The 22,279-nt window shown below is 43.7% G+C and carries 24 protein-coding genes; 6 read left to right on the forward strand and 18 right to left on the reverse strand.

Annotation, left to right across the window (positions count from 1 at the left end; genetic code table 11):
• Positions 1 to 10: 10 nt before the first annotated feature.
• The 16 genes from rplX to RTN07_RS03555 form a co-directional block, all read right to left on the reverse strand.
• The gene (rplX, locus tag RTN07_RS03480; protein ID WP_248107135.1) at positions 11 to 328 is read right to left on the reverse strand and encodes a 50S ribosomal protein L24; all 318 of its coding nucleotides are present in this window, start codon (positions 326 to 328) and stop codon (positions 11 to 13) included.
• 7 nt (positions 329 to 335) lie between these two features.
• Positions 336 to 704 carry a 50S ribosomal protein L14 gene (gene rplN, locus RTN07_RS03485; RefSeq protein WP_007115555.1) on the reverse strand — a complete coding sequence of 123 codons (369 nt, stop codon included), beginning with the start codon at positions 702 to 704 and terminating at the stop codon, positions 336 to 338.
• Positions 705 to 820: 116 nt separating this feature from the next.
• Positions 821 to 1,105: a 30S ribosomal protein S17 gene (gene rpsQ, locus RTN07_RS03490; protein WP_007115554.1), complete on the reverse strand. Its 285-nt coding sequence runs from the start codon at positions 1,103 to 1,105 to the stop codon at positions 821 to 823.
• Positions 1,106 to 1,107: 2 nt separating this feature from the next.
• Positions 1,108 to 1,314, reverse strand: coding sequence for a 50S ribosomal protein L29 (gene rpmC / locus RTN07_RS03495; protein ID WP_007115553.1), 207 nt, complete (start codon positions 1,312 to 1,314; stop codon positions 1,108 to 1,110).
• On the reverse strand, positions 1,314 to 1,727 hold the full coding sequence (gene rplP / locus RTN07_RS03500) for a 50S ribosomal protein L16 (protein WP_007115552.1): 414 nt from the start codon (positions 1,725 to 1,727) through the stop codon (positions 1,314 to 1,316). The genes rpmC and rplP overlap by 1 nt, the downstream gene beginning before the upstream one ends.
• 5 nt (positions 1,728 to 1,732) lie before the next feature.
• Positions 1,733 to 2,485: a 30S ribosomal protein S3 gene (gene rpsC, locus RTN07_RS03505; protein WP_007115551.1), complete on the reverse strand. Its 753-nt coding sequence runs from the start codon at positions 2,483 to 2,485 to the stop codon at positions 1,733 to 1,735.
• A 1-nt stretch (position 2,486) separates the two neighbouring features.
• Positions 2,487 to 2,816 carry a 50S ribosomal protein L22 gene (gene rplV / locus RTN07_RS03510; RefSeq protein ID WP_007115550.1) on the reverse strand — a complete coding sequence of 110 codons (330 nt, stop codon included), beginning with the start codon at positions 2,814 to 2,816 and terminating at the stop codon, positions 2,487 to 2,489.
• Positions 2,817 to 2,826: 10 nt separating this feature from the next.
• On the reverse strand, positions 2,827 to 3,102 hold the full coding sequence (gene rpsS / locus RTN07_RS03515) for a 30S ribosomal protein S19 (RefSeq protein WP_007115549.1): 276 nt from the start codon (positions 3,100 to 3,102) through the stop codon (positions 2,827 to 2,829).
• Between the two features lie 11 nt (positions 3,103 to 3,113).
• Positions 3,114 to 3,944, reverse strand: a complete 831-nt coding sequence (gene rplB / locus RTN07_RS03520) for a 50S ribosomal protein L2 (protein WP_007115548.1) — start codon at positions 3,942 to 3,944, stop codon at positions 3,114 to 3,116.
• 10 nt (positions 3,945 to 3,954) lie between these two features.
• Positions 3,955 to 4,278, reverse strand: a complete 324-nt coding sequence (gene rplW / locus RTN07_RS03525) for a 50S ribosomal protein L23 (protein ID WP_007115547.1) — start codon at positions 4,276 to 4,278, stop codon at positions 3,955 to 3,957.
• Positions 4,275 to 4,877 carry a 50S ribosomal protein L4 gene (gene rplD / locus RTN07_RS03530; protein ID WP_007115546.1) on the reverse strand — a complete coding sequence of 201 codons (603 nt, stop codon included), beginning with the start codon at positions 4,875 to 4,877 and terminating at the stop codon, positions 4,275 to 4,277. Before rplD ends, rplW begins: the two co-directional genes overlap by 4 nt.
• Positions 4,878 to 4,891: 14 nt before the next feature.
• Positions 4,892 to 5,530 (reverse strand): 50S ribosomal protein L3, encoded by a 639-nt coding sequence (gene rplC, locus RTN07_RS03535; RefSeq protein WP_007115545.1) that lies wholly within the window; start codon positions 5,528 to 5,530, stop codon positions 4,892 to 4,894.
• A gap of 54 nt (positions 5,531 to 5,584) precedes the next feature.
• A complete protein-coding gene (gene rpsJ / locus RTN07_RS03540) occupies positions 5,585 to 5,896 on the reverse strand; it encodes a 30S ribosomal protein S10 (RefSeq protein ID WP_007115544.1) in 312 nt (103 codons plus the stop codon).
• A gap of 334 nt (positions 5,897 to 6,230) precedes the next feature.
• The gene (locus RTN07_RS03545) at positions 6,231 to 7,796 is read right to left on the reverse strand and encodes an Rne/Rng family ribonuclease (RefSeq protein WP_312175751.1); all 1,566 of its coding nucleotides are present in this window, start codon (positions 7,794 to 7,796) and stop codon (positions 6,231 to 6,233) included.
• 70 nt (positions 7,797 to 7,866) lie between these two features.
• Positions 7,867 to 8,514 carry an HAD family hydrolase gene (locus tag RTN07_RS03550; RefSeq protein WP_312175752.1) on the reverse strand — a complete coding sequence of 216 codons (648 nt, stop codon included), beginning with the start codon at positions 8,512 to 8,514 and terminating at the stop codon, positions 7,867 to 7,869.
• Complete coding sequence (locus tag RTN07_RS03555; RefSeq protein WP_312175755.1) at positions 8,507 to 9,604, reverse strand: RluA family pseudouridine synthase; 1,098 nt, start codon at positions 9,602 to 9,604, stop codon at positions 8,507 to 8,509. The genes RTN07_RS03550 and RTN07_RS03555 overlap by 8 nt, the downstream gene beginning before the upstream one ends.
• Positions 9,605 to 10,452: 848 nt before the next feature.
• On the opposite strand from RTN07_RS03555, the gene RTN07_RS03560 reads away from it, so the two are divergent.
• The gene (locus RTN07_RS03560) at positions 10,453 to 14,253 is read left to right on the forward strand and encodes an Rne/Rng family ribonuclease (protein ID WP_312175757.1); all 3,801 of its coding nucleotides are present in this window, start codon (positions 10,453 to 10,455) and stop codon (positions 14,251 to 14,253) included.
• Positions 14,254 to 14,359: 106 nt separating this feature from the next.
• Here the strand turns inward: RTN07_RS03560 and RTN07_RS03565 are convergent, their stop codons facing one another.
• Entirely contained in the window at positions 14,360 to 15,277 is a 918-nt protein-coding gene (locus RTN07_RS03565) for a DUF808 domain-containing protein (protein WP_312175760.1), read from the reverse strand.
• Between the two features lie 416 nt (positions 15,278 to 15,693).
• Here RTN07_RS03565 and RTN07_RS03570 point away from each other — a divergent pair, with 416 nt between their 5' ends.
• The 3 genes from RTN07_RS03570 (at position 15,694) to RTN07_RS03580 (ending at position 19,440) form a co-directional block, all read left to right on the forward strand.
• Complete coding sequence (locus RTN07_RS03570; protein ID WP_312175761.1) at positions 15,694 to 16,536, forward strand: DsbC family protein; 843 nt, start codon at positions 15,694 to 15,696, stop codon at positions 16,534 to 16,536.
• Positions 16,537 to 16,709: 173 nt separating this feature from the next.
• Positions 16,710 to 18,047, forward strand: a complete 1,338-nt coding sequence (locus RTN07_RS03575) for a homoserine dehydrogenase (RefSeq protein ID WP_312175763.1) — start codon at positions 16,710 to 16,712, stop codon at positions 18,045 to 18,047.
• A gap of 214 nt (positions 18,048 to 18,261) precedes the next feature.
• Entirely contained in the window at positions 18,262 to 19,440 is a 1,179-nt protein-coding gene (locus RTN07_RS03580; protein WP_312175765.1) for a thiolase family protein, read from the forward strand.
• Positions 19,441 to 19,508: 68 nt separating this feature from the next.
• On the opposite strand, the gene RTN07_RS03585 is transcribed toward RTN07_RS03580, so the two are convergent.
• Positions 19,509 to 20,150, reverse strand: a complete 642-nt coding sequence (locus RTN07_RS03585) for a DUF1294 domain-containing protein (protein WP_312175768.1) — start codon at positions 20,148 to 20,150, stop codon at positions 19,509 to 19,511.
• Positions 20,151 to 20,647: 497 nt separating this feature from the next.
• On the opposite strand from RTN07_RS03585, the gene RTN07_RS03590 reads away from it, so the two are divergent.
• Both RTN07_RS03590 and RTN07_RS03595 read left to right on the forward strand, forming a co-directional pair.
• Positions 20,648 to 21,481, forward strand: a complete 834-nt coding sequence (locus tag RTN07_RS03590) for a PRC and DUF2382 domain-containing protein (RefSeq protein ID WP_312175770.1) — start codon at positions 20,648 to 20,650, stop codon at positions 21,479 to 21,481.
• A gap of 172 nt (positions 21,482 to 21,653) precedes the next feature.
• On the forward strand, positions 21,654 to 22,217 hold the full coding sequence (locus RTN07_RS03595) for a DUF2382 domain-containing protein (protein WP_312175773.1): 564 nt from the start codon (positions 21,654 to 21,656) through the stop codon (positions 22,215 to 22,217).
• Positions 22,218 to 22,279 lie beyond the last annotated feature (62 nt).

Consider the following 22,279-nt stretch of genomic DNA (forward strand, 5'->3'; position numbering starts at 1 on the left):
CCTTAGATGGTTATGCAGTCGCCACAACTTCACCAGATGAACGATAAACGCGTTGTTTTTTGCCTTCGTCGTTCACTTGGTAAGAAATACGGTCTGCCTTTTGGGTTGCTGCATTATAAATTGCAACATTTGAAATGTGTAAAAATGCTTCTTTCTCGATAATCCCACCTTCAACGCCAGTCTGTTGGTTTGGCTTTTGGTGTTTTTTAACGATGTTGATGCCTTCAACTTTTACACGGTCTTCTTTTACTGCTAGTATTGTACCTTGCTTGCCTTTATCTTTGCCAGCAATTACAATCACTTGGTCGCCTTTACGTAATTTTGCCATGTTTTCCTCACAATACTTCTGGGGCTAATGAAACAATTTTCATAAATTGTTCGCCACGTAGTTCGCGGGTTACTGGTCCAAAAATACGTGTTGCAATTGGTGCTTTATTGTTGTTCAACAACACAGCTGCATTATCATCAAAACGTAGTACTGAACCGTCAGGACGACGTACACCAAACTTCGTGCGTACGACTACCGCGTTCATTACATCACCTTTCTTGACACGACCGCGTGGAATTGCTTCTTTCACAGTCACTTTAATGATGTCGCCTACTGATGCATAACGACGATGTGAGCCACCTAGTACTTTAATGCACATAACTCGTTTTGCACCACTGTTGTCTGCAACTTCCAGCATTGTTTCAGTCTGAATCATCGCGTTACTCCATAAATTGGCAAAACAAGTCTTTGCCACAATAAGCCATTTTTAAGGTGGCGTATTGTAGCAGTTACTGACTTGCTTTGCAATTATAACTATCTATTTAAGTTAAATTAAATATTAACTGCTTTTTCTACGACGTCTACCAACACCCAAGATTTGGTTTTTGATAGTGGACGTGTTGATTTGATACGAACTGTATCACCAACGCCACACTCATTGTTTTCGTCATGAGCATGTAGTTTGGTAGAACGGCGAATCATTTTGCCATATTTGGCATGACGAATACGACGCTCAACAAGTACAGTAATGGTTTTATCCATTTTGTCACTGACAACTTTACCAGTGACTGTACTTTGTTCAGTAGCGTTAGCTTGGTTGGTATTTTGCTCACTCATGATTAAGCCCCTTGGTTTTCGGTGTTCTGTTTTTCAGAGATAAGAGTCTTGATTTGAGCAATCGTACGACGATTTGCTTTAATCTCATGGGTGTTGCCTAACTGACCAGTGGCTTTTGCCATACGAAGACGAAATGTTTCTAACTGTTTTTCGTCTAGTAATTGGGTCAGCTCTTCGACTGATTTGTCTTTAAGTTCACTGATCTTCATTACATTATCGTCCGTTTAACAATGGTGGTTTTGAAAGGCAACTTGGCAGCTGCAAGCGTGAACGCTTCAGTTGCTAGCTCGTCAGAAACCCCTTCGATTTCATAAAGCATTTTGCCTGGTTTGATTTCGCATACCCAGTATTCTACTGGACCTTTACCTTTACCCATACGAACTTCTAGTGGTTTTTCGGTAATTGGTTTGTCTGGGAATACACGAATCCAAATTTTACCACCGCGCTTGATACGACGTGAAATCGTACGACGAGCAGCTTCGATTTGACGTGCAGTCATGCGACCACGTTCTACTGATTTAAGTCCGATTGTACCAAAAGATACGCTACTACCACGGTGAGCTAACCCCGTATTACGTCCTTTTTGTACTTTACGAAACTTGGTACGTTTTGGTTGTAACATATCGATTAACCTCTGTCTTTAGCTGGGCGCTCACTACGTGGGCGGTCGCTACGATCATTACGAGCACGGCGTTTTTGAGGTGCACGTGCTTGCTTTTCTTCTTTGACTGGATTATATACACGGTTCATGCCGTCAAGCACTTCACCACGGAAAATCCAAACTTTTACACCGATAGTACCGTAAGTGGTTTCTGCGCGTACATTTGAGTAGTCAATGTCAGCACGTAATGTATGCAAAGGTACACGACCTTCACGATACCACTCTGAGCGAGCAATCTCAGCACCGCCAAGACGACCTGATAGCTCAACTTTGATACCTTGTGCGCCAGCTTTCATACTGTTTTGAACAGCACGTTTCATAGCACGGCGGAACATGACACGACGTTCAAGTTGTGAAGCAATACCGTCAGCTACTAGACGTGCGTCTAAGTCTGGTTGGGTAATTTCTTCAATGCTAACTTGTGCTGGTACGCCCATCAATTTGGTAAGTTCTTTTTGTAGGCTTTCAATATCTTCGCCTTTTTTACCAATGATGATACCAGGACGTGCCGTGGCGATAGTGATTTTAGCTGCGCCTGTAGGACGTTCGATGCTAATACCGCTGATCATCGCTGCTTTAAGCTTTTTCTCTAAATATTTACGAACTTGTAAGTCGTTGATTAAGTATTCAGAGTATTTTTTTGGATCTGCATACCAGTTAGCGTTTGATTTACGGATTACGCCAAGACGGATGCCGATTGGATGAACTTTCTGTCCCATATTATGCTCCTACCTTAACTGTGATGTGGCAAGTACGTTTGCTAATACGGTCAGCACGACCTTTGGCACGTGGTAAAACACGTTTTAACGTAATACCTTCATCCACATAAATGGTAGAAACACGCAATGTATCGATGTCTAAACCATTGTTATGCTCAGCGTTAGCAATCGCAGATTCTAAGCATTTTTTAACCAATTTAGCGGCTTTTTTGTTGCTAAAGGTTAAGATATCTAATGCACGCTCGATTGATTTGCCGCGAACTTCGTCAGCAACTAAGCGTACTTTTTGTGCCGAAATGGCGGCACCGCGTAATTTTGCAGTTACTTCCATGATGAGCACCTTATTTCTTAGATTTCTTGTCAACGCCATGACCACGATATGTACGGGTTGGGGCGAATTCACCAAGTTTATGACCAACCATTTGCTCGTTTACGATAACAGGTACATGTGTACGACCGTTATGAACAGAAATAGTTAAGCCGACCATTTGTGGCAAAATCATTGAGCGACGTGACCAAGTTTTGATTGGTTTGCGTGAGTTAGTTTCTAACGCATTCTCAACTTTGGCAAACAAGTGCGCATCGATGAATGGACCTTTTTTCAATGAACGAGGCATGAAATTATTCCTTATTTCTTATTGACGCGACGACGGCGGATAATCATGTGGTCAGTACGTTTGTTAGAACGTGTTTTAAGGCCTTTAGCCTTTTGACCCCATGGGCTGGTTGGGTGTTTACCGAAGTTACGACCTTCACCACCACCGTGTGGATGGTCAACTGGGTTCATTGCAGTACCACGAACGGTAGGACGAACGCCACGCCAGCGGTTGGCACCTGCTTTACCCAATGATTTAAGGTTATTTTCAGTGTTTGATACTTCACCGATAACCGCACGACAATTTACGTGGATACGACGAGTTTCGCCTGAACGTAAACGAACGATTGCATAGATACCATCACGACCCAATAATTGAACCGCAGCACCTGCTGAACGAGCGATCTGTGCACCTTTACCGATTTTAAGTTCGATATTGTGAATCACTGTACCCACTGGAATGCTACGTAGTGGTAAGCAGTTACCTGGGCGAATTGGTGCAGTTTCACCAGAAATAACGGTATCGCCTTGTTGCAATTTTTTTGGTGCGATGATGTAACGACGCTCACCGTCTGCATATTTAAGTAGTGCGATGTGCGCAGTACGGTTCGGATCGTACTCAATACGCTCTACAACAGCAGGGATGTTGTCTTTGTTACGTTTGAAGTCAACAACACGGTAATGCTGTTTATGACCACCACCGATATGACGGGTAGTGATGCGACCGTTGTTGTTACGACCACCAGTTTTGCCTTTTGACTCTACTAATGCTGCATAAGGACGACCTTTATGAAGGTGTGGATGCACCACTTTCTCGACAAATCGGCGACCTGGTGATGTCGGTTTGGCTTTTACGATAGGCATTGTGTAATCCTTATTCGTTGTCAGCAGCAGGTTGTTCTGCTACGTCGGCTACTTGAACATCTTGACCAGCTTTTAAGGTCACATAGGCTTTTTTGAAGTCTTGACGACGACCTACCGTGCGACCAAATCGCTTTGTCTTACCTTTAACATTCAAAGTGTTAACTTTAACTACTTCAACACCTTCAAACATTAATTCTACGGCTTTTTTAATCTCTTTTTTTGTCGCGTTGGTGTCAACTTTGAATACTTGCACACCTAAAGTATCGCCCAAGATTTGAGATTTTTCTGAAAATACAGGTGCTTTTAGTACCTGATATAGTCTTGCGTTATTCATGCTAACACTCCCTCAATTTCTTTGGCGGCTGCGACAGACATGATGACTTTGTCAAACGCAATCAGGCTAACTGGATCAACTTCAGTGCTACCTAGTACGCTGACGTATGGAATATTGCGAGCAGCTAAGTAAAGATTTTCGTCAACTTCATTGGTAACGATCAATGCTTTAGGGGCATTTAAGTCTTTAAGTTTAGCAATAAGCTCTTTGGTTTTTGGTGCTGAAATGCTGATGTCATCAACCAATACTAAACGGTCTTGACGAATCAATTCAGCAAGAATGCATTGCATGGCACCACGGTACATTTTACGGTTCACTTTTTGTGACCAATCTTGTGGTTTGGCTGCAAATGCGCGACCACCACCAACCCAAATTGGGCTACGGATGGAACCTGCACGTGCACGGCCAGTACCTTTTTGACGCCATGGTTTTTTACCACCGCCAGATACTTCACCACGTGTTTTTTGAGCACGGCTACCTTGACGACCACCCGCTAAGTAAGCGGTAACTACTTGGTGTACAAGTGCTTCGTTGAATTCACGACCAAATGCTACGTCTGATAGCTCAACCGCCGAACCTGTTACTGTATTTAGATTCACGTTAATCCCCTTGATTAAGCTTTAACTGATGGACGTACGATAACGTCGCCACCGTTGGCACCAGGAATTGCACCCTTGATAACTAGGATACCTTTTTCAGCATCAACTGAAATCACTTCTAAGCCTTGTACGGTCACACGTTTGTTACCCATTTGACCTGGCATTTTCTTGCCTTTAAATACACGACCCGGTGTTTGGTTTTGACCTGTAGAACCCACAACGCGGTGAGATACTGAGTTACCATGTGTCCAATCTTGTGAACGGAAGTTGTGGCGTTTGATACCACCTTGGAAACCTTTACCTTTGCTGGTACCAATTACGTCAACGATTTGACCTACTTGGAACAAGTCAGCAGCGATTTCACTACCTGCTTCGCGGCCTTCGAGTTCGCTATCTTCGACGCGAAATTCCCAAGTGCCACGACCTGCAGCAACGCCAGCTTTTGCAAAGTGACCTTTTTGAGCTGCATTAACACGAGAATCACGACGTTCACCAGTTGTTACTTGGATAGCTTGGTAGCCGTCTGTGTCTTGTGTTTTGATTTGAGAGATACGGTTGGCAGTAACTTCAACAACAGTTACAGGAATTGAAACACCTGCTTCTGTGAAGATACGAGTCATGCCGCATTTTTTTCCGACTAAACCGATCGCCATGTTGTTAACCTCTTAATTTTTACTGTTATTCAATATAGGTGTTACCCTAAGGGGTTAGCCTAATGCGATTTGTACATCAACACCCGCCGCCAAATCTAACTTCATCAGTGCATCGACTGTTTTGTCAGTAGGCTGAACGATATCTACCATACGTTTGAATGTGCGGATTTCGTATTGGTCACGGGCATCTTTGTTCACGTGTGGTGAGGTTAAGATGTTGAAGCGTTCAATGCGAGTTGGTAGCGGTACTGGACCACGAACTTGTGCACCTGTGCGTTTTGCGGTATCAACAATCTCTTGAGCTGATTGGTCAATCAGACGATGGTCAAAAGATTTAAGTCTGATACGGATTTTCTGGTTAGCCATGCCAGTAAGCTCCTAATATAAAGTTTGATATGGGTTAATTTGCGTTGGGTGTTAAGCTGTTATTGAGTAAACACCTAACTTGCATTTTTTACCTGTTTTTAACAGGCACTTTTTGAAAATAAAAAAATTTCAGTCCCACTCAAACCATTAACTTGCAATACATAGATAGCATGATTAATAGTCGGTGAAACTGTATTCTTTAATTTCGTGTCGCAAACAATGGAGCGACTGTATTAAAGGGCTTATTCTTTTATGAATTGACGAATCATCTTCGTCGCCCTGCAATAAGTTAAGTGGGCTGTATTATACCGATTTTTTGGGTAAAAGCAATAGGCTAATCTAGCAAAATATCATATTGTTCTTGATTAAAACGGTTATCACTCTCCAAGTTAATCGGACGACCCAGCAAATATTCCATCTCTGCCACTGTATCTGCTTCAATGGTTTCAAGCAAATCAATCACGCCACTATTTGCGACCACGGTAAATTTCTTGGGGACGTTGTAGGTTCTGGCACAGCGCATCAATTCGCGGAAAATCTCCAGACACACGGTTTCGGCACTTTTGACAAAGCCTTTACCGCCACAGGTTGGACACGGCTCGCAAAGCTGTTGTTGTAGACTCTCACGCGTGCGTTTACGAGTCATCTCTATCAGCCCAAGCGCTGAGACTTCGCTGATGTTGGTTTTGGCATAATCGCGTTTGAGCTGTTCTTGCAGGCTTGCTAGCACTTCATCGCGGTGTTGTTGCTCTTGCATATCGATAAAGTCAAGAATGATAATCCCGCCCAAATTACGCAGTCGCAGCTGACGGGCGATAGCGTGGGTGGCCTCTAAATTGGTTTTATACACCGTATCTTCAAGAGAACGCCCTCCAACAAAAGAGCCTGTATTGACATCAATGGTGGTCATGGCTTCGGTTTGGTCGATGATAAGATAACCGCCTGATTTGAGATTAACACGGCGATTGAGCGCGTCTTTTAAATCCTCTTCAACGCGGTGAACATCAAATAACGCCTGCTCGCCATCATACAATTGAATACGTGGATAAATCAGTGGGACAAATTCTTTGGCAAAATGACGAATAGCATCAAACACTCGGGCGTTATCGACCGTCACCCTTTCAGTCTGCTCACCAATCAAATCTCGAATCGCGCGCAAAGGTAGAGATAAATCTTGATAAATCAGCTCAAAACGGCGATGGGTCGGCGTTTGCTCACGGCGGGCTTGTACCATACGCCAAAGCTGCAGTAGATAATAAATATCTTCTTCAAGTTTGGATTGCGGGATATTTTCGGCAGCGGTACGGGCAATCAATCCGCCTTGTAGATTGACTTGGTGCATCAGCTCGCCAAGCTGTGTTTTTAACCGCTCTCGCTCATCGCCATCAATCCGCTGTGAAATCCCGATATGTTCACCATACGGCAAGTACACCAAATAACGCGAAGGCAATGACACATCCGTCGTCAGTCGTGCGCCTTTACTGCCTAATTGGTCTTTAATCACTTGCACCAAGATACGCTGTCCTTCATACAAGCGGTTTTCTATCAACTCGCTAGGCGGTGGCTGATAGGTGGTTGTGGTCATCGCAAGCGTGGTGGTGTCAGGGTCTAAGGTGTTGTCAATTGCGGGGTTTTGCGGTTTGGGCGGTTCAATGGCTGAAAGCTTAGGACGCAGGGTCTGCATATCATTGACGTGCAAAAACGCGGTACGCGATTGCCCAATATCGATAAATGCCGCCTGCATGCCTGGCAGTACGCGCACCACTGTGCCAAGGTAGATATTGCCCACTGAGCCAAGTTTGCTATGGCGTTCGATAAAGATTTCGTTGAGTATCCCATCTTCGAGCACCGCGACTCGGCTCTCAGATGGGCTGATGTTGATGAGTAGTTCTTCGGTCATTGTAAACAGCTTTTTAAAATTTTTAGTTGCCGTTATTCTACTCGAAGTTAGTTATCTGCACAAAGCTAAACTAAATTAGCTGTTGTTTTAGTTCATTGATTGTGGTCACAAGCTTGGTTGGATGTTCTTTTGCCAAAACATCGGCTTTTTCACAGCCGTAACTTACAGCAATGCTATCCATCTGTATTGCATTTGCCATACGGATGTCATGAATACTATCACCAACGAATACCGCATCTTCCACCGTTTTACCCGTTTCGCTCAAAATTGCTTGCAGCATGAGCGGATTGGGCTTGCCTGCGGTTTCGTCAGCGGTTTTGGTAGTTGTGAAAAAGGCTTGAATGCCAGAATTGGGTAGTACGCGCTGCAGACCTTTTCGTTTTTTCCCTGTGGCAATCGCTAAGGTTTTACCTTGTGCGTGTAAATCTTGAATCAATTCTTTAATACCTTCAAACAGTTTGTCGTTGTCGCAATGCTTGACATAATACTCAGAGTAAGTCGCTAAAAGTTCGTCATATTTATCGCTGTCATTGGGAAACAGCATGAGAAACGCATCGACTAACGCAATGCCGATAATGGATTTTGTCGCTTCATCGGTAACGGTTAAACCGTGCTTTTCAGCAGCATAGCGCATGGCATCGACAATCAAGCCAACCGAATCCATCAACGTACCATCCCAATCGAAAATGATTAGCGATTTGTCTTTCATATTAATCATGTTGATTCTCTATCAAATTTTGCATATCCTCTGGCAATTCGGCTGTAATCGTTTCATATTCCGGAATAGCAAGCTGATAAGCATGCAAGCACAAGCGGCGCACGCTTTTATCGCCTTTAGCCACATTCGGATTGTATTTATCATCACCCAATAACGGATGCCCGATACTCGCCAAATGCACCCGAATTTGGTGGGTACGCCCTGTGAGCGGTTTGGCTTCAATTAAGCTGACTTTTTGACCATTTAACTCAAATTTTTGCAACACGTTAATTTGGGTTTGGCTTGGCTTACTGTCTTCGGATTTTACATCTACTTTGACACGGCGTTCACCGCTTTTGCCTTCTTGTGTGGCAGGCAACGTGTATTTTAGTAGCGGTTTATCAATGGTTTGTGTTTCGCTACTTATCCAACCTACCACCAAACACAGATAGGTTTTTTGCAAGGTTTTTTCTCGCAAATGCTCTTGTAAAGTTTTAAGGGTTGAGCGTTTTTTGGCAATCATTAGCAAGCCAGAGGTATCTTTGTCAATGCGGTGTACCAACTCAAGGTATTTTTTACCCGTTGCTTCTCGCATCGCTTCAATCACGCCAAAACTCTCGCCACTGCCGCCATGCACCGCCATACCCGATGGTTTATTGAGCACGATTAAACCCTCATCTTCATATACAATGCGCTCAAGCAAGCTCTGGGCAAAGTCAGGACTAATCACGGGTTTTTCACGCGTGGCAAGCTTGATGGGTGCAATGCGCACCACGTCATTACGCTGCAGTTTATCGTGGGGTTTACAGCGTTTGCCATTGACACGGATTTCGTCGGAACGAATCATATTATAGACGTGTGAGCGCGGCAGTCCTTTAAGACGACCCAACAAAAAGTTATCCACACGTTGGTCATGCTGCTGGCGCGTGACGGTCAGATAATTGACTTTAGCAAAATCTAAAATATCGTCATCTGCAGACTGGGGTTGTTTACTAGACGGTTGTTTACTAGGCGTGCGTTTTGGGGTTTGATGAGCCGATTGTTGCGATGGGGTGTCGCGTTTTTTGCTAGGATGGGCAGGACGTTTGGGAGACTGCGAGTGCTCTGTCATATTTTGATAGCCGTTTACATAAAAATTTGCTATAGTTTAGCAGTTTAGTGCCTGTGCCGCTATGAATTCGCGCCATCAATTCGACTTAAACCCTGTTAAGCTTCATTTCAAAGTAGTGTATGCGGGATAATTAAACTGTCGCTTTTGGTGTCGCCCATACAGCCGAAATTTATTCATGGCAGTATGACTCACGATAGGGCGCACTAAACTGCCAATATTTATAGATTTTAAGACTGATTTTAATCAATATCAGCACACGACATACGAGTAACGAAGATAATTGTCATTTGAAAACATGTTCAAATAGTTTGTAAAGATTAGTGATATATAGAGATAACAGATAAATGGTGGGTTTTGTGCCTTACAACCACAAAACTGCTGGTAACGATTAGTGTATTATGCGCCTAGGTAAATGAACTCAGTAGTTGCGATTTTGAGATAAACGTTTACGGTTTTGGACGATTTACCATTTTAAATTGCCCACGCCTTTGTAAAACCTAACTTATCAGGCTTGCCATTTAAAGCGAAAACTAACGCTAACACTTTTTGACCAATAGGGAAAAAGGGTTCATTCATTTGTCCTAAAACACACATTGTTTTGGGTAACAACCCCTAATCCAGCATGACGGCTGTATTTACATAACAGGTTTACAACCTCGCTATGGCAATAATCCAACTTAATCATGCAATTTTTGGTGAACAACAAACCTTGTTATCAAGCCGCTTAAGCTTGGTATCAGCGAGCCTAGTCAAAACTGTTTGACGTTGTTTTATCTAATATTTGATAGTAATGTTTGATAGCAACATTTATCTACCCTCGTATGTTTTGTGTGTTTAGGAGAAAACACATGAAACGCATCCTCATCAATGCTACCCACGCCGAAGAAATCCGTGTTGCCCTGTGCAATGGCAATCACTTATATGATTTCGATTTAGAAAACCGTACCCGCGAGCAAAAAAAAGCCAATATTTATAAAGGTCATGTGACCCGTGTCGAGCCATCGCTTGAAGCGGTATTCGTGGAATACGGTTCACAACGTCAAGGTTTTTTACCGATTCGTGAAATCGCCCCAGAGTATCTAGCAGGCGACCCTCGCTCTACCACTAACATCAAACAACTGATTAAAGAAGGCGATGAACTCATCGTTCAGGTGGAAAAAGAAGAACGTGGTAATAAAGGCGCGGCTTTATCTACTCTGATTTCATTGGCGGGTCGTTATTTGGTATTGATGCCCAACAATGCGCGTGGCGGCGGTATCTCTCGCCAAATCTCTGGTAAGTTGCGCGATGAGATGAAGCAAGCGTTAAGTGAGCTAAGACTACCCAAAGGCATGAGCGTTATCATCCGTACCGCAGGGATTGGTAAAACCACGGATGAATTACAACAAGACCTTGACCATTTATTAAACATTTGGAAAGGCATCCAACAACAAAGCCAAAAATTTCCCTCACCTCGCCTGTTGCACCAAGAAGCGGGCGTAGTCACCCGTGCCGTACGCGACTACTTGCGTGATGATATCACGGAAATTTGGGTCGACAATGAATACGCCTATAATGAAGCGGCGAATTTTATTGAAGCGGTGATGCCGCAGCAAGCGAATAAACTGCGCAAATACACTGACTATGAGCCGATGTTTGCCCGTTTTGGAATTGAAAAACAAATCGAAACCGCCTACCAACGTGAAGTACGTTTGCCAAGCGGCGGTTCAATTGTAATTGACCAAACTGAAGCCCTCGTATCGATTGATATCAACTCATCAAAAGCCACCAAAGGCGCGGATGTCTCAGAAACGGCATTTAATACCAATTTAGAAGCGGCAGATGAAATCGCCCGTCAATTACGCCTGCGTGATATGGGTGGTTTGATTGTTATTGACTTTATTGACATGGCAACCGATGACCACCAAAAACAAGTGGAAAATCGTCTCAAAGAAGCCACCAAAAACGACCGTGCGCGTATCCAATTCGCTGAAATTTCACGTTTTGGACTACTGGAAATGAGTCGTCAACGCTTGCGTCCGTCACTTGAAGAAGCAACAGGTTACCTCTGCCCGCGTTGTCACGGTACCGGTATGATTCGTGACTTGCGTTCACTTGCTTTGTCAATCATGCGTCAAATTGAACAGCGCGCGCTACAAGAGCGTCATGGCGAAATACAAGCCGAAGTGCCAACCGATATCGCCGCATTTTTACTCAACGAAAAACGTGAAACGCTGGTGTGTCTTGAGCAAGAAAGTGGCACGCGCATTACTATCTTGCCGCATGCACATCTTGAATCCCCCGAGTTTAATATCACTTATAACAGTGATGGATTCGCGCCATCGAGCTATGAGCGTGTCGCCGAAAGCCAACAACAAGAATATAAAGACCGTGGCTACGATACTAGCAACTGGCACACGGATGACAATGAAGTCAGCCGTGTAGCACCGACAGGTAATCATAATGCCTGGAGCAGTGCTAGCAACGCCGCCAACACCACCCCTAGCCCTGCAACGCCATCCAACAAGCCTCAGCAAACTGCTAACAATACGACTGCCGCCAAAGCTGCCGCGCCACAACCCGTGCAGCCGACTGCCACTGTCCCTGCAACTTCTGCAGTCGCTTGGCTATCGAACTTGTTTGCCCCTACCCAGCAAGCACAAGTCACCCCACACTTTAGTGGTCAAGATGCCGCTTCGGCGATTGAAAGTCTCGTCAATACCGGCGCACAAAGCTTGGGGGTGCAAGGTCAAATCAATCACGCCGCATTGACGGCAAGTATCCCTGCGGTGAGCGCAAACACCAGTGAAACCAGCGCCAATCCTTATCAAGAAGCGTCTCAACAACCTTCAGCCACGGCTGAATCAAGCGATAAAGATGCCGAGCGCCGTAAACGTGGTAACCGCAAACCAAAGGCTAAAAAACCAAACCGTTATCAATCTGAAACGAGTGAAGCAGAAGTTTCATCACAGGACACTGACAGCAATAAAGACAAGTCAAATGATGCGTCAAAAACTGCCAAAACTAGTGAGCTGCCAAAACGCGAGCCGAATAGTCGCCGTGACAGCCGCGGGGTCAAAGAACGTCGTGCTACACTAGCGAACGATGATAGTAACGTAGCTGCAGTCAATGATGTAACAGCGACTGATACCGCTGTTGCCCCTGTCGATGGTAGAAAAAATAACCAATCCAAAGCAGAAAAACCGAAAGGCGCAAAACAACGTGACCCCAACAGCGTGCAAGTTCAAGTATTTAAAACTGAACAACAGCAACCTATAGCTGCGGTTGAAACAACGCACCTCTCGCTAGATGCTAGCAAAGGGGAAATTGCAGAACCTGAGGTTCAGCCAATAGCCTCGGCTACGATGCCCGAACTCACAACACCAGAACAGGCAATTCAGACGCCAGTTAACCCTAGCAGCATTACAGTGTCCAATGACGAGGTAGCAGAGCTTGCTAAAGCATCCACACCATCTAAGCCATCCGCTGAGCCAGCCACAGCACAGCTGGCAGTGACACCGAGCCAAGGTCGTGCCAAAAATGACCCACGCGAAGTTTACAAGGCTTATCAAGCGCAATTTAGCCCAGTTGCCTCTGTCGTGAGCACTTCGGTGACAAAAATTTCAGGTACGGTGAGTCAGTTTATTAACCAGTACTTAGATAATGCTGCTGAAAAAATGGCAACCAACAGCGTGGTTAGCTGCTTTATCCAAGCCATCGATGCTTTTAATCATCAAGCTGCTACCACCCCAGCAAAAGATAATGTCGTAGTGGCTGAACAACAGCGTTTTGGGCAGTATTTTAGAAATTATGGCTATGCCAGTCTATCCGCGCAAAACTTGGAGGATTATCATACGGCCATTTTGCCAGCCAGTCAGTTCCAACGCCAAGCAGGCAAAACTGACGCTGCGCTACCAACGGTAACTAAACGCGCCATCAATGACCCACGCGGTTCATTGGTTAATACCGCTGTTGCTCAAGCGCCGACTGATTCAAACCCGTCAGTTGCTGAGCCTATCTCGAATGAAACTGACAGTGGCAAAGGTCAAGTAGAAGCAGCCTCAGCTCAATCAGCGTCGCCTAGCCAAAACCACCTGTCATATCAAGCAGGTAGCGTAGGCGCATGGATTGTGGCGCGTTTGGGCGAGCAAGGTCATGCTTTGATTGGGCAAGGTAAATTGGTCGAAGCTTACTTGCAAGCACACAATGCGCCAGTCGCTAACCGACCAACCGAGCCAGTCTCTGCGACAACAATAGCGGATGATGCTATAGTGAATCAGGACGTTGACTCAGTGCCAACAGCGGATGAATCCGCATTAGACCATAACACTGGCACCGAAGCGCTTGAACAAACGGACGTAGAAGATAGCGCAGAAGCGGCTGCACAAAAACGTAAAACCACCCCGGTAAGTTATAAGAATATGATTGAAAGTGTGGCAGAGCAAATGAAACCTGCAACCGTTGGTATGCTGACCTTGGCAACCCCAAAAGCACCCAAAACCCGGACGCGTAAAGCTAAGGCGAGCGAAAAACCAGCAGCCAAACCCAAAACGCGTACCAGTAAAAAGGTGGAAAATGCCGTGGTTGTCACTAAAAAATCCACCACCACTCCCCAAACTGACGTAGCGCCCTCTCACGATGAGTCGGTAACGCCGCAGCACAATCAGTAAGTCAATCGTGTTTGCATGTATGTATAGCAGTAAAAAAAGCAGTTCAACATAAACTGCTTTTTTATTTTAGCTACAAATTTTAGATACAATGAATGAGTGGGCTTGTCTAATGGGCAGGCTTATTACGAATTTTTGAGATGACTGTCATGATTGCAACTACCACCAAACCTGCTAGCAAACCAACCAGTGCATTTAATAAGTTAGTGGTTAAGCCTGAAAACGCCCCTGACAAGTCACCTAAATGTTCAATCCCATCATATAACGCACCAACGCCGTGTGCCAAAATACCACCACCGACCAAGAACATCGCCAAAGTACCGGCGATTGATAGCACTTTCATCAAAATAGGCGCAAAGGCTAATAAGGCTTTACCTATACTTTGTGCCGCTGATGACGATTTTTGCTGCAAGTGCAGCCCCAAATCATCTATCTTGACAATCATGGCAACAAAGCCATACACACCCACTGTCATGATGAGTGAAATTGCTACCAGTGTTGCCGCTTTATTCAGTAAAGGCACCGTTGCCGCGATGGTGCCGAGTGTAATCACAATGATTTCAGCGGATAAAATAAAATCTGTCCGCACTGCCCCTTTGATTTTTTCTTTTTCATGCGCCACCAAATCCACACTTTCATCGGCATTGGCTGCTAACCGCTCGGCTTGCTCGGGATCATTGCTCGCGGGGTGTGGCCAAAATTTGTGCACCACTTTTTCTGCCCCTTCATAACACAGATATAAACCACCAATCATCAATAATCCTGTTACCAAGGTTTGTGAAATTGCACTGATAATCAAAGCCAGCGGCACTAAAATCACTTTATTGACTAAAGAGCCTTTGGCGACACTCCACACCACAGGCAACTCGCGATCGGCTCGTACCCCTGATACTTGATTGGCGTTGAGTGCCAAATCATCGCCCAACACGCCCGCCGTTTTTTTGGCAGCGACTTTTGTCATCACCGATACATCATCTAGGATGACACTAATATCGTCGAGTAAGGTTAATAAACTAGCAATTGCCATGATAAATTCCTAAAAAATAGTAAAAGATGAAAAAATAATAATAGTTATAACTAGCTGACGATTTATTAGTTTACAAATTTGTCATTCAAACACAATGTTTAAATTGTATTGCAACTTATCAAAAGTTATTTGCTTAAACGCTGAATTTTTTTAAAAAACCTAGTTAAGCAAACTTTGTTAAACAACCTTTTAATCCATTAATAGAACTTGGCTTTGAGCCGGTTGCTTTTAGCGCACCAAAAGATTGAAACAAGCGGAAAGATTGAGACGAGCAGAAAGATTGGAACGGGCAAAAATGTGAGCCCCGACCTAGTAGACCTGATAGATTATTAACAATAAGTTGACAGGGGTAGCGCTCATACGCCATAACAATATGGTAAAATAAAAACCTATATTAACGTTCTGTGGGTTTTCTCATGCTCATTCGTTTTGCAACTTATCGTTCTAAAACCTCATTAGCTACCCGTTTAATTACCAGTGTCATCACCGTGGCTGGCATTGTTGGTTTGGCAGGTTGTGATAATGCCCAATCGCGCACACCCGTCAATTCTGAAAGTCAGAAACACGAAGCGAGTAGCAGCTCAGCCACCGTGACAAAAAATGAATCACAGCTACAGCAAATGCTGGCGGCAAATTTAGCCGAATCAGGTATCACCGCAAAGATTACCTCGGTGACAGCGACCAGTATGCCAAATATCTATTGGGTCAAAGCCGAAGGTTTACCGGCGTTTTTCACCGATGCGACAGGTCAATATGTAGTACAAGGCGATATCATCAAAGTCGGTGGTGCCAAACCTGAGCACATCTCAGCGAACTTGCAAGCGCAAGATGCGAAAGCCAGTCTTGCCACCATTGATAAAAAAGACATGATTATCTTCCCTGCTAAGGGGCAGACGAAAGCGGCAATCTATGTGTTTACCGATGCAGATTGTGGTTATTGCCGTAAATTCCACAGTGAAATTGATGAAGTAAATGCACTGGGTATCGAAGTACGTTATCTACCTTGGCCACGTAGTGAACAAACCATGCCTATCATGGAAAAAATCTGGTGCAGCAGTGACCGCAAAAAAGCTTTAACCGATGCCAAATTGGGCCTGCCTATCAATGCACCGACTTGCAGTAACCCCGTACGTAAAATTTATGAGTTAGGTGCAAATTTGGGTATCAATGGCACCCCAGCCGTGTTTGACACAGAAGGTCATCAACTTGGCGGTTATCTGCCACCTGCTGAATTGGCACAGGCGCTTAACCTCAAATAAGTCAACCCCGGATGGGATACAAACCAGCTAGTTGTCATTAGCTGGTTTTTTTATTTTAATTTTTTTGGGCAATTGGATTTTATACCTTATCAATCACAAGTTAGCATGGTATATTTAGCTAGCCAACTTTTAAACTTTTATTTTTATATTTTTGACATTTGAGAATTTTTTTTATGAATAATCGACCTATTCAATTAGCGATTTTAGGGCTTGGTACTGTGGGTACTGGGGTGGTTGAACTGCTACAAAACAACCTTGATGAAATGACACGTCGTACAGGACGTGAGATTAAAATTACCCACGTAGGCACGCGTCGCAGCCGTGCCGATATCCCAACAGACATCAAACAATCTGCCGATTTACTTGATATCGTTCAGCAAGCGGATGTGGATATTGTGGTGGAATTGATGGGCGGTACCACCACGGCTAAAGAGGTGATTTTAGCGGCAATCGAGCATGGCAAACATATTGTGACTGCCAACAAAGCCTTACTAGCAGAACATGGCAATGAGATTTTTGCCAAGGCAGATGCCAACGGCGTCAAAGTGGCGTATGAAGCCGCGGTTGCCGGCGGTATTCCGATTATCAAAATCTTGCGTGAAGGCTTAGCTGCCAACAAAATCGATTGGCTTGCTGGCATCATCAATGGTACAGGCAACTTTATCATGACTGAAATGCGCGATAAAAAGCGGGACTTTGCAGATGTCCTCGCTGAAGCCCAAGCCCTGGGTTATGCCGAAGCCGATCCGACATTTGATGTCGAAGGGATTGATGCTGCGCATAAATTAACGCTACTTGCGTCAATTGCGTTTGGTATCCCGCTACAATTTGACAAAGTTTACTGTGAAGGCATTACCAAAATCACCCAGCAAGATGTACGTTATGCCAACGAGCTTGGCTACCGTATCAAGCATTTAGGGTTTGCTAAACGTCGTATTTTAGACAGTGGCGAAGAAGGTATTGAATTACGTGTACATCCGACTTTGATTCCAAAACAGGTGTTACTTGCCAATGTGAATGGAGTAAAAAATGCCATCATGGTTGACGCAGAGCCTGTCGGACAAACCTTGTATTACGGTTCGGGTGCCGGCGCAGGGGCAACTGCATCAGCCGTGATGGCAGATGTGGTGGACATGGTACGCGCCCTTGCAGAGACCAATGATTCAACTGCCAATTTGGTGCCACATTTGGCTTTCCAGCCTGAGACACTAAATAACACACGTATTTTATCGAGCGATGAAATGATCACAGGCTACTATCTGCGCCTACAAGTCAAAGATGATTTGGGTGTACTAGCAGAAGTTACCCGCATTTTAAGTGAGTCTAAAATTAGTATTGATGCAATTTTGCAACAGCCAGCGCATGATGATACTAGCACTGATTTGCCAGTCATTATTATGGTTGACCCCGTTGTTGAGCGCAATATGAATGAAGCGATTGCTAAAATCGAAGCGTTAGATACCGTGACAGATAAGGTGGTGCGCATTCGGTTGGATGAGTTAATGCAGTAAAATTTAGGTAGACTTGACTGAGATATTTTACAGTATTTTCAGTAGTTTAATTTACATTTTAACTATGATAATATGAAATGTATCGCATTAGCAAAACTTAAAACATCTATTGTGATTGGCATGGTTGCCGTTTACAACCCTGTTTATAGACCCTAGTGATTTAGGTCGTAGTTTGCTTGTGACAACAGAAACCCTAACTCAAAGGAAATTTAATATGGAAAATTCAGTCGTAATCGTAGATGGCGTTCGCACCCCAATGGGTGGATTCCAAGGTGATTTGAACGAAGTATCAATGCCAGAGCTTGGTGCAACCGTGATTAAAGAAGCCGTCAACCGTGCCGGCGTAAAACCAGAAGAGATTGACGAAGTTATCATGGGTTGTATTTTAACCGCGGGTGCAGGTCAAAGCCCAGCGCGTCAAGCGATGCGTAAAGCAGGTATCCCAGATGCCACAGGCGCAATCAATGTCAACAAACTTTGTGGTTCTGGTATGAAAGCCATTATGCTCGGTGCCAACTCAATTCGTAGCGGCGAATTTGATATCGTGGTAGCAGGTGGTATGGAATCAATGACCAACGCACCTTATGTACTACCAAAGGCACGTGGTGGTTATCGCATGGGAGATGGCGAGATCAAAGACACCATGTTCTTAGATGGTCTTAAAGATGCTGATACCGGCAAGTTAATGGGTGCATTTGCGCAAGAAATGGCAGATAAACGGGGTATCACACGTGAGGCGATGGATGCATTTGCTATTGAATCGCTAAAACGCGCCAACACCGCCATCAATGAAGGTCACTTCAAAAACGAAATCGTTCCGGTTACTGTCAAAACTCGTAAAGGCGATGTAGTCATTGACACGGATGAACAACCCGGTAAAGCCAATGTAGACAAAATCCCAACCTTAAAACCCGCGTTTTCAAAAGATGGTACAGTCACTGCCGCTAACTCAAGCTCAATCTCTGATGGTGCAGCCGCCGTTGTATTGATGTCAGAAGACAAAGCCAAAGAAAAAGGCTTAAAACCACTTGCCCGTATCGTTGCCCAAGCCACCCACTCACAACACCCAAGCGAATTTACCATCGCGCCTATCGAGTGTGTGAAAAAAGTTTTAGCAAAAGCTGGCTGGAGCAAAGAAGACGTTGATCTTTGGGAAATCAATGAAGCATTCGCTATGGTAACCATGCTTGCTATGCAAGAAAATGACCTTGATCATGCTAAGGTTAATATCGAAGGCGGTGCTTGTGCATTGGGTCATCCCGTGGGGGCATCGGGTGCGCGCATCGTAGTCACACTCATCAACTCACTCAAACGCACAGGCGGTAAAAAAGGCATTGCTAGCCTATGTATCGGTGGCGGTGAAGCGGTTGCCTTAGCCATTGAGTTAATCTAATTGTCTTATGCAAAAAAAATCCCTAATCTGTATTAGGGATTTTTTTTGCGAATCAATCAATCAAGCAATCATCTGATTTTCATGTTGATATAACTTATGATTGCCAAAGCTAAAAGATTCCCTATCACTGTCAAGTAAAAAGCCCTACGAAATTCTGGCTTGGTTGATTTATGGCGCAATAACCAATGGGCAAACACCGCCCCTACCCAACCCCCAGCAAAAGCTAATTTATGGAGTGACGCTTCTTGCACGCGCCAATCACCATTTTGCGCAGCTTTTTTATCATGCGCGTACAGCAGATAGGTCGCCAAACTTATCGCAAAATACCAACCTATAATCCATAAGGGTAAGTGCTTAACCAGCACAACAGCGGTCAGTAACACAAAGAACAGCACTCCAATAGCCACCCACGTGAGTAATGTTTGATTTTTAAGATCGTTTTGAGCTTGACGAACTTGCCGGGCATTTTGTTGGGCAATTTTTTGTCTAACAAACGTTTCTTGCTGCACATTGACAGCACAGGGTTTGCCATCTCTGCCTTGCCCTATTTCAAAAACGACCGCTTCATTAAGCACGGGACGTTGGTTCGCTCGGTATTCGCTGATATGAAAAAAAATGGCTGGGTCTTGCCAATTGTTATCGGTTTGCTCAATAAACCCAAAGCCTTTGTCATCTTGCCAGCGGATTATTTTGCCCTGATATTTTGTCATTGAAAATCACCTAATATATATGTTGATAACTCATTATTTTTTATTACTTATCTTTTATAACGCCTTATTGGGTGGGCAATGGTGTTTCGCGCTAAGTGCTCTACCCAACTTTTTTTATATGTTTTTAATTTATTGCTAAAAGCCAATTTTTTTTACGCTTGGTTGCAAAAGTTACTTAAGACAACTGCCAATTACACCCTCTAAACAAAAATTTATCAAATCCTACTACTTAATGGGAGCTTTTTTCAGTAATCTTGTTTGCAAGTCGAACGATTAAGCGTATAGCATTTTTCATCGTTTTTATCATCGGCGATTTCAACAATCAAGCATCTGTTTCAACAACCAAGTAGCTGTGAAACATCTAATTTGTTGAATTTTAAAAATTTTATTATAACAATTTTCATTTAACTATAAAAAACTATCTTATATTTATTTAGTTTTTAACTTAACTACCTTAATAAAAAATAAACAATAAGATATCTAAAGGAGATTTTTCCATGGCAAGTTTAATACGTTTACGCGATATCCAAGACACCCACGTTGACCTTTTAGGTAACGATTATTTTGATCCAACTGGTAAAACCGCTTATGGTGTCAATGGCGACAAAGTAGGTAGTATTCAAGGTGCTTTAGTTGATGAGAGCACAGGCCGTATTCGCTATTTCATTGTTGATGTAGGTGGCTGGTTTAGCTCGAAAGAAGTTTTAGTACCAGCGGGTCTAGCTCGTATTCAAGACGACAATGTATACTTTGATTCGCTCAGCCGAGATACTGTAGAAACAATGGATAGCTACGATCCTGACTACAACTACAGTATTGAAGAACAAACGGTTCGTGACCGTCACGTATTTGACCGTGCTGCCACACCTGTTAAACTTACTGATAACGACTACCAATCACCTAATACATTACAGTTACTTGAAGAACGCATTTCAGTCAATAAAGACAAAATCGTAGCGGGTTTACTAAAAGTTGGTAAACATGTTGTGTCTGAGCCACGCACTGTCAACGTTGAATTAACTGAAGAACAAGCGCATATCCAGCGTACACCAGTTAATAAACCTACTGATCGCAGCATCGGTGATAATGACAATGCTACTATTGAGGTTGAACTTGAAGCAGAACGTGCAAATGTTAACAAACAAACTTATGTTACTGAAGAAGTTAACGTAGATAAAGTGGCACAAACTCGCACTGAGACCTTTAATGAAACCGTTCGCCGTGAAGAGTTAGATGTACAAAAAGATGGCGTTGAGCGTGTAACGGGTGTTGATACCGTCGATGGTAATGTATCACCTGCAATTGATCCAAATGCGCCCCGTAAACTTTAATAATTAATATCATTAGATAATTGATTACTATAGATTTTAACTTCTGCCAACGGTGTTGCCATTGGCTTGAAAAAGGCAGATGATTTCATCTGCCTTTTTTGTGGTTGTTATATATTATTACAGGATTTTGGAACAATAACTTTGCAATGGAAAACACTTTATGAAAAACCCGATGACAAATACTACCGAACTAGACACTAATGATACCCATACTCATGATAACATTGTTAAAACCGTCGATCTTCGTGAAGATACCACTAACACCTTAGAGCTATTAGCTGAACGCCCCCAAGTGCAAATTGAGCGATTTATCAAAGACAATATTAAATTATCAAAAAAAATTATTAGCCAAACAGTTAACGTTCCTGTGACACTCAATCAAGAAGTCTTAGTGATTGAACATGTGTTTACGCAGCCTAGTGCCTCTCATGATAATTTAGTTAGTGTGGTTACTAATAACGTCAATGTGCCACAGTTGATGGTGAATGGGCAAGCGATTACTTTAGGCGATACTCCGATTGAGATTCCTCTACTTCAACAAACAGCGAAAGTGAATATTGAAACCATTGTGGCGGAAAAAGTACAGTTAATGACCCAAAATGTCAGTCATGAAACGCAAATCCCTGTGACATTGCGTCATGAAGAATTGGTCACTGAAAAAGTTGAATACGATGAGCCCACGGTATTAGCGACAACGCATATCGCCCCTGAAGATGTTAACTTGGTTTCAAAGTAATTCCTTTCTACTTTGTTTGGATGAGCTCGCCTTAGCTTCTGTTGGTGTGTCTTTTGTTGGCG

The organism is Moraxella sp. CTOTU46934 (assembly GCF_031979465.1).
In the GTDB taxonomy this organism is placed as follows: Bacteria; Pseudomonadota; Gammaproteobacteria; order Pseudomonadales; family Moraxellaceae; genus Faucicola; species Faucicola tetraodonis.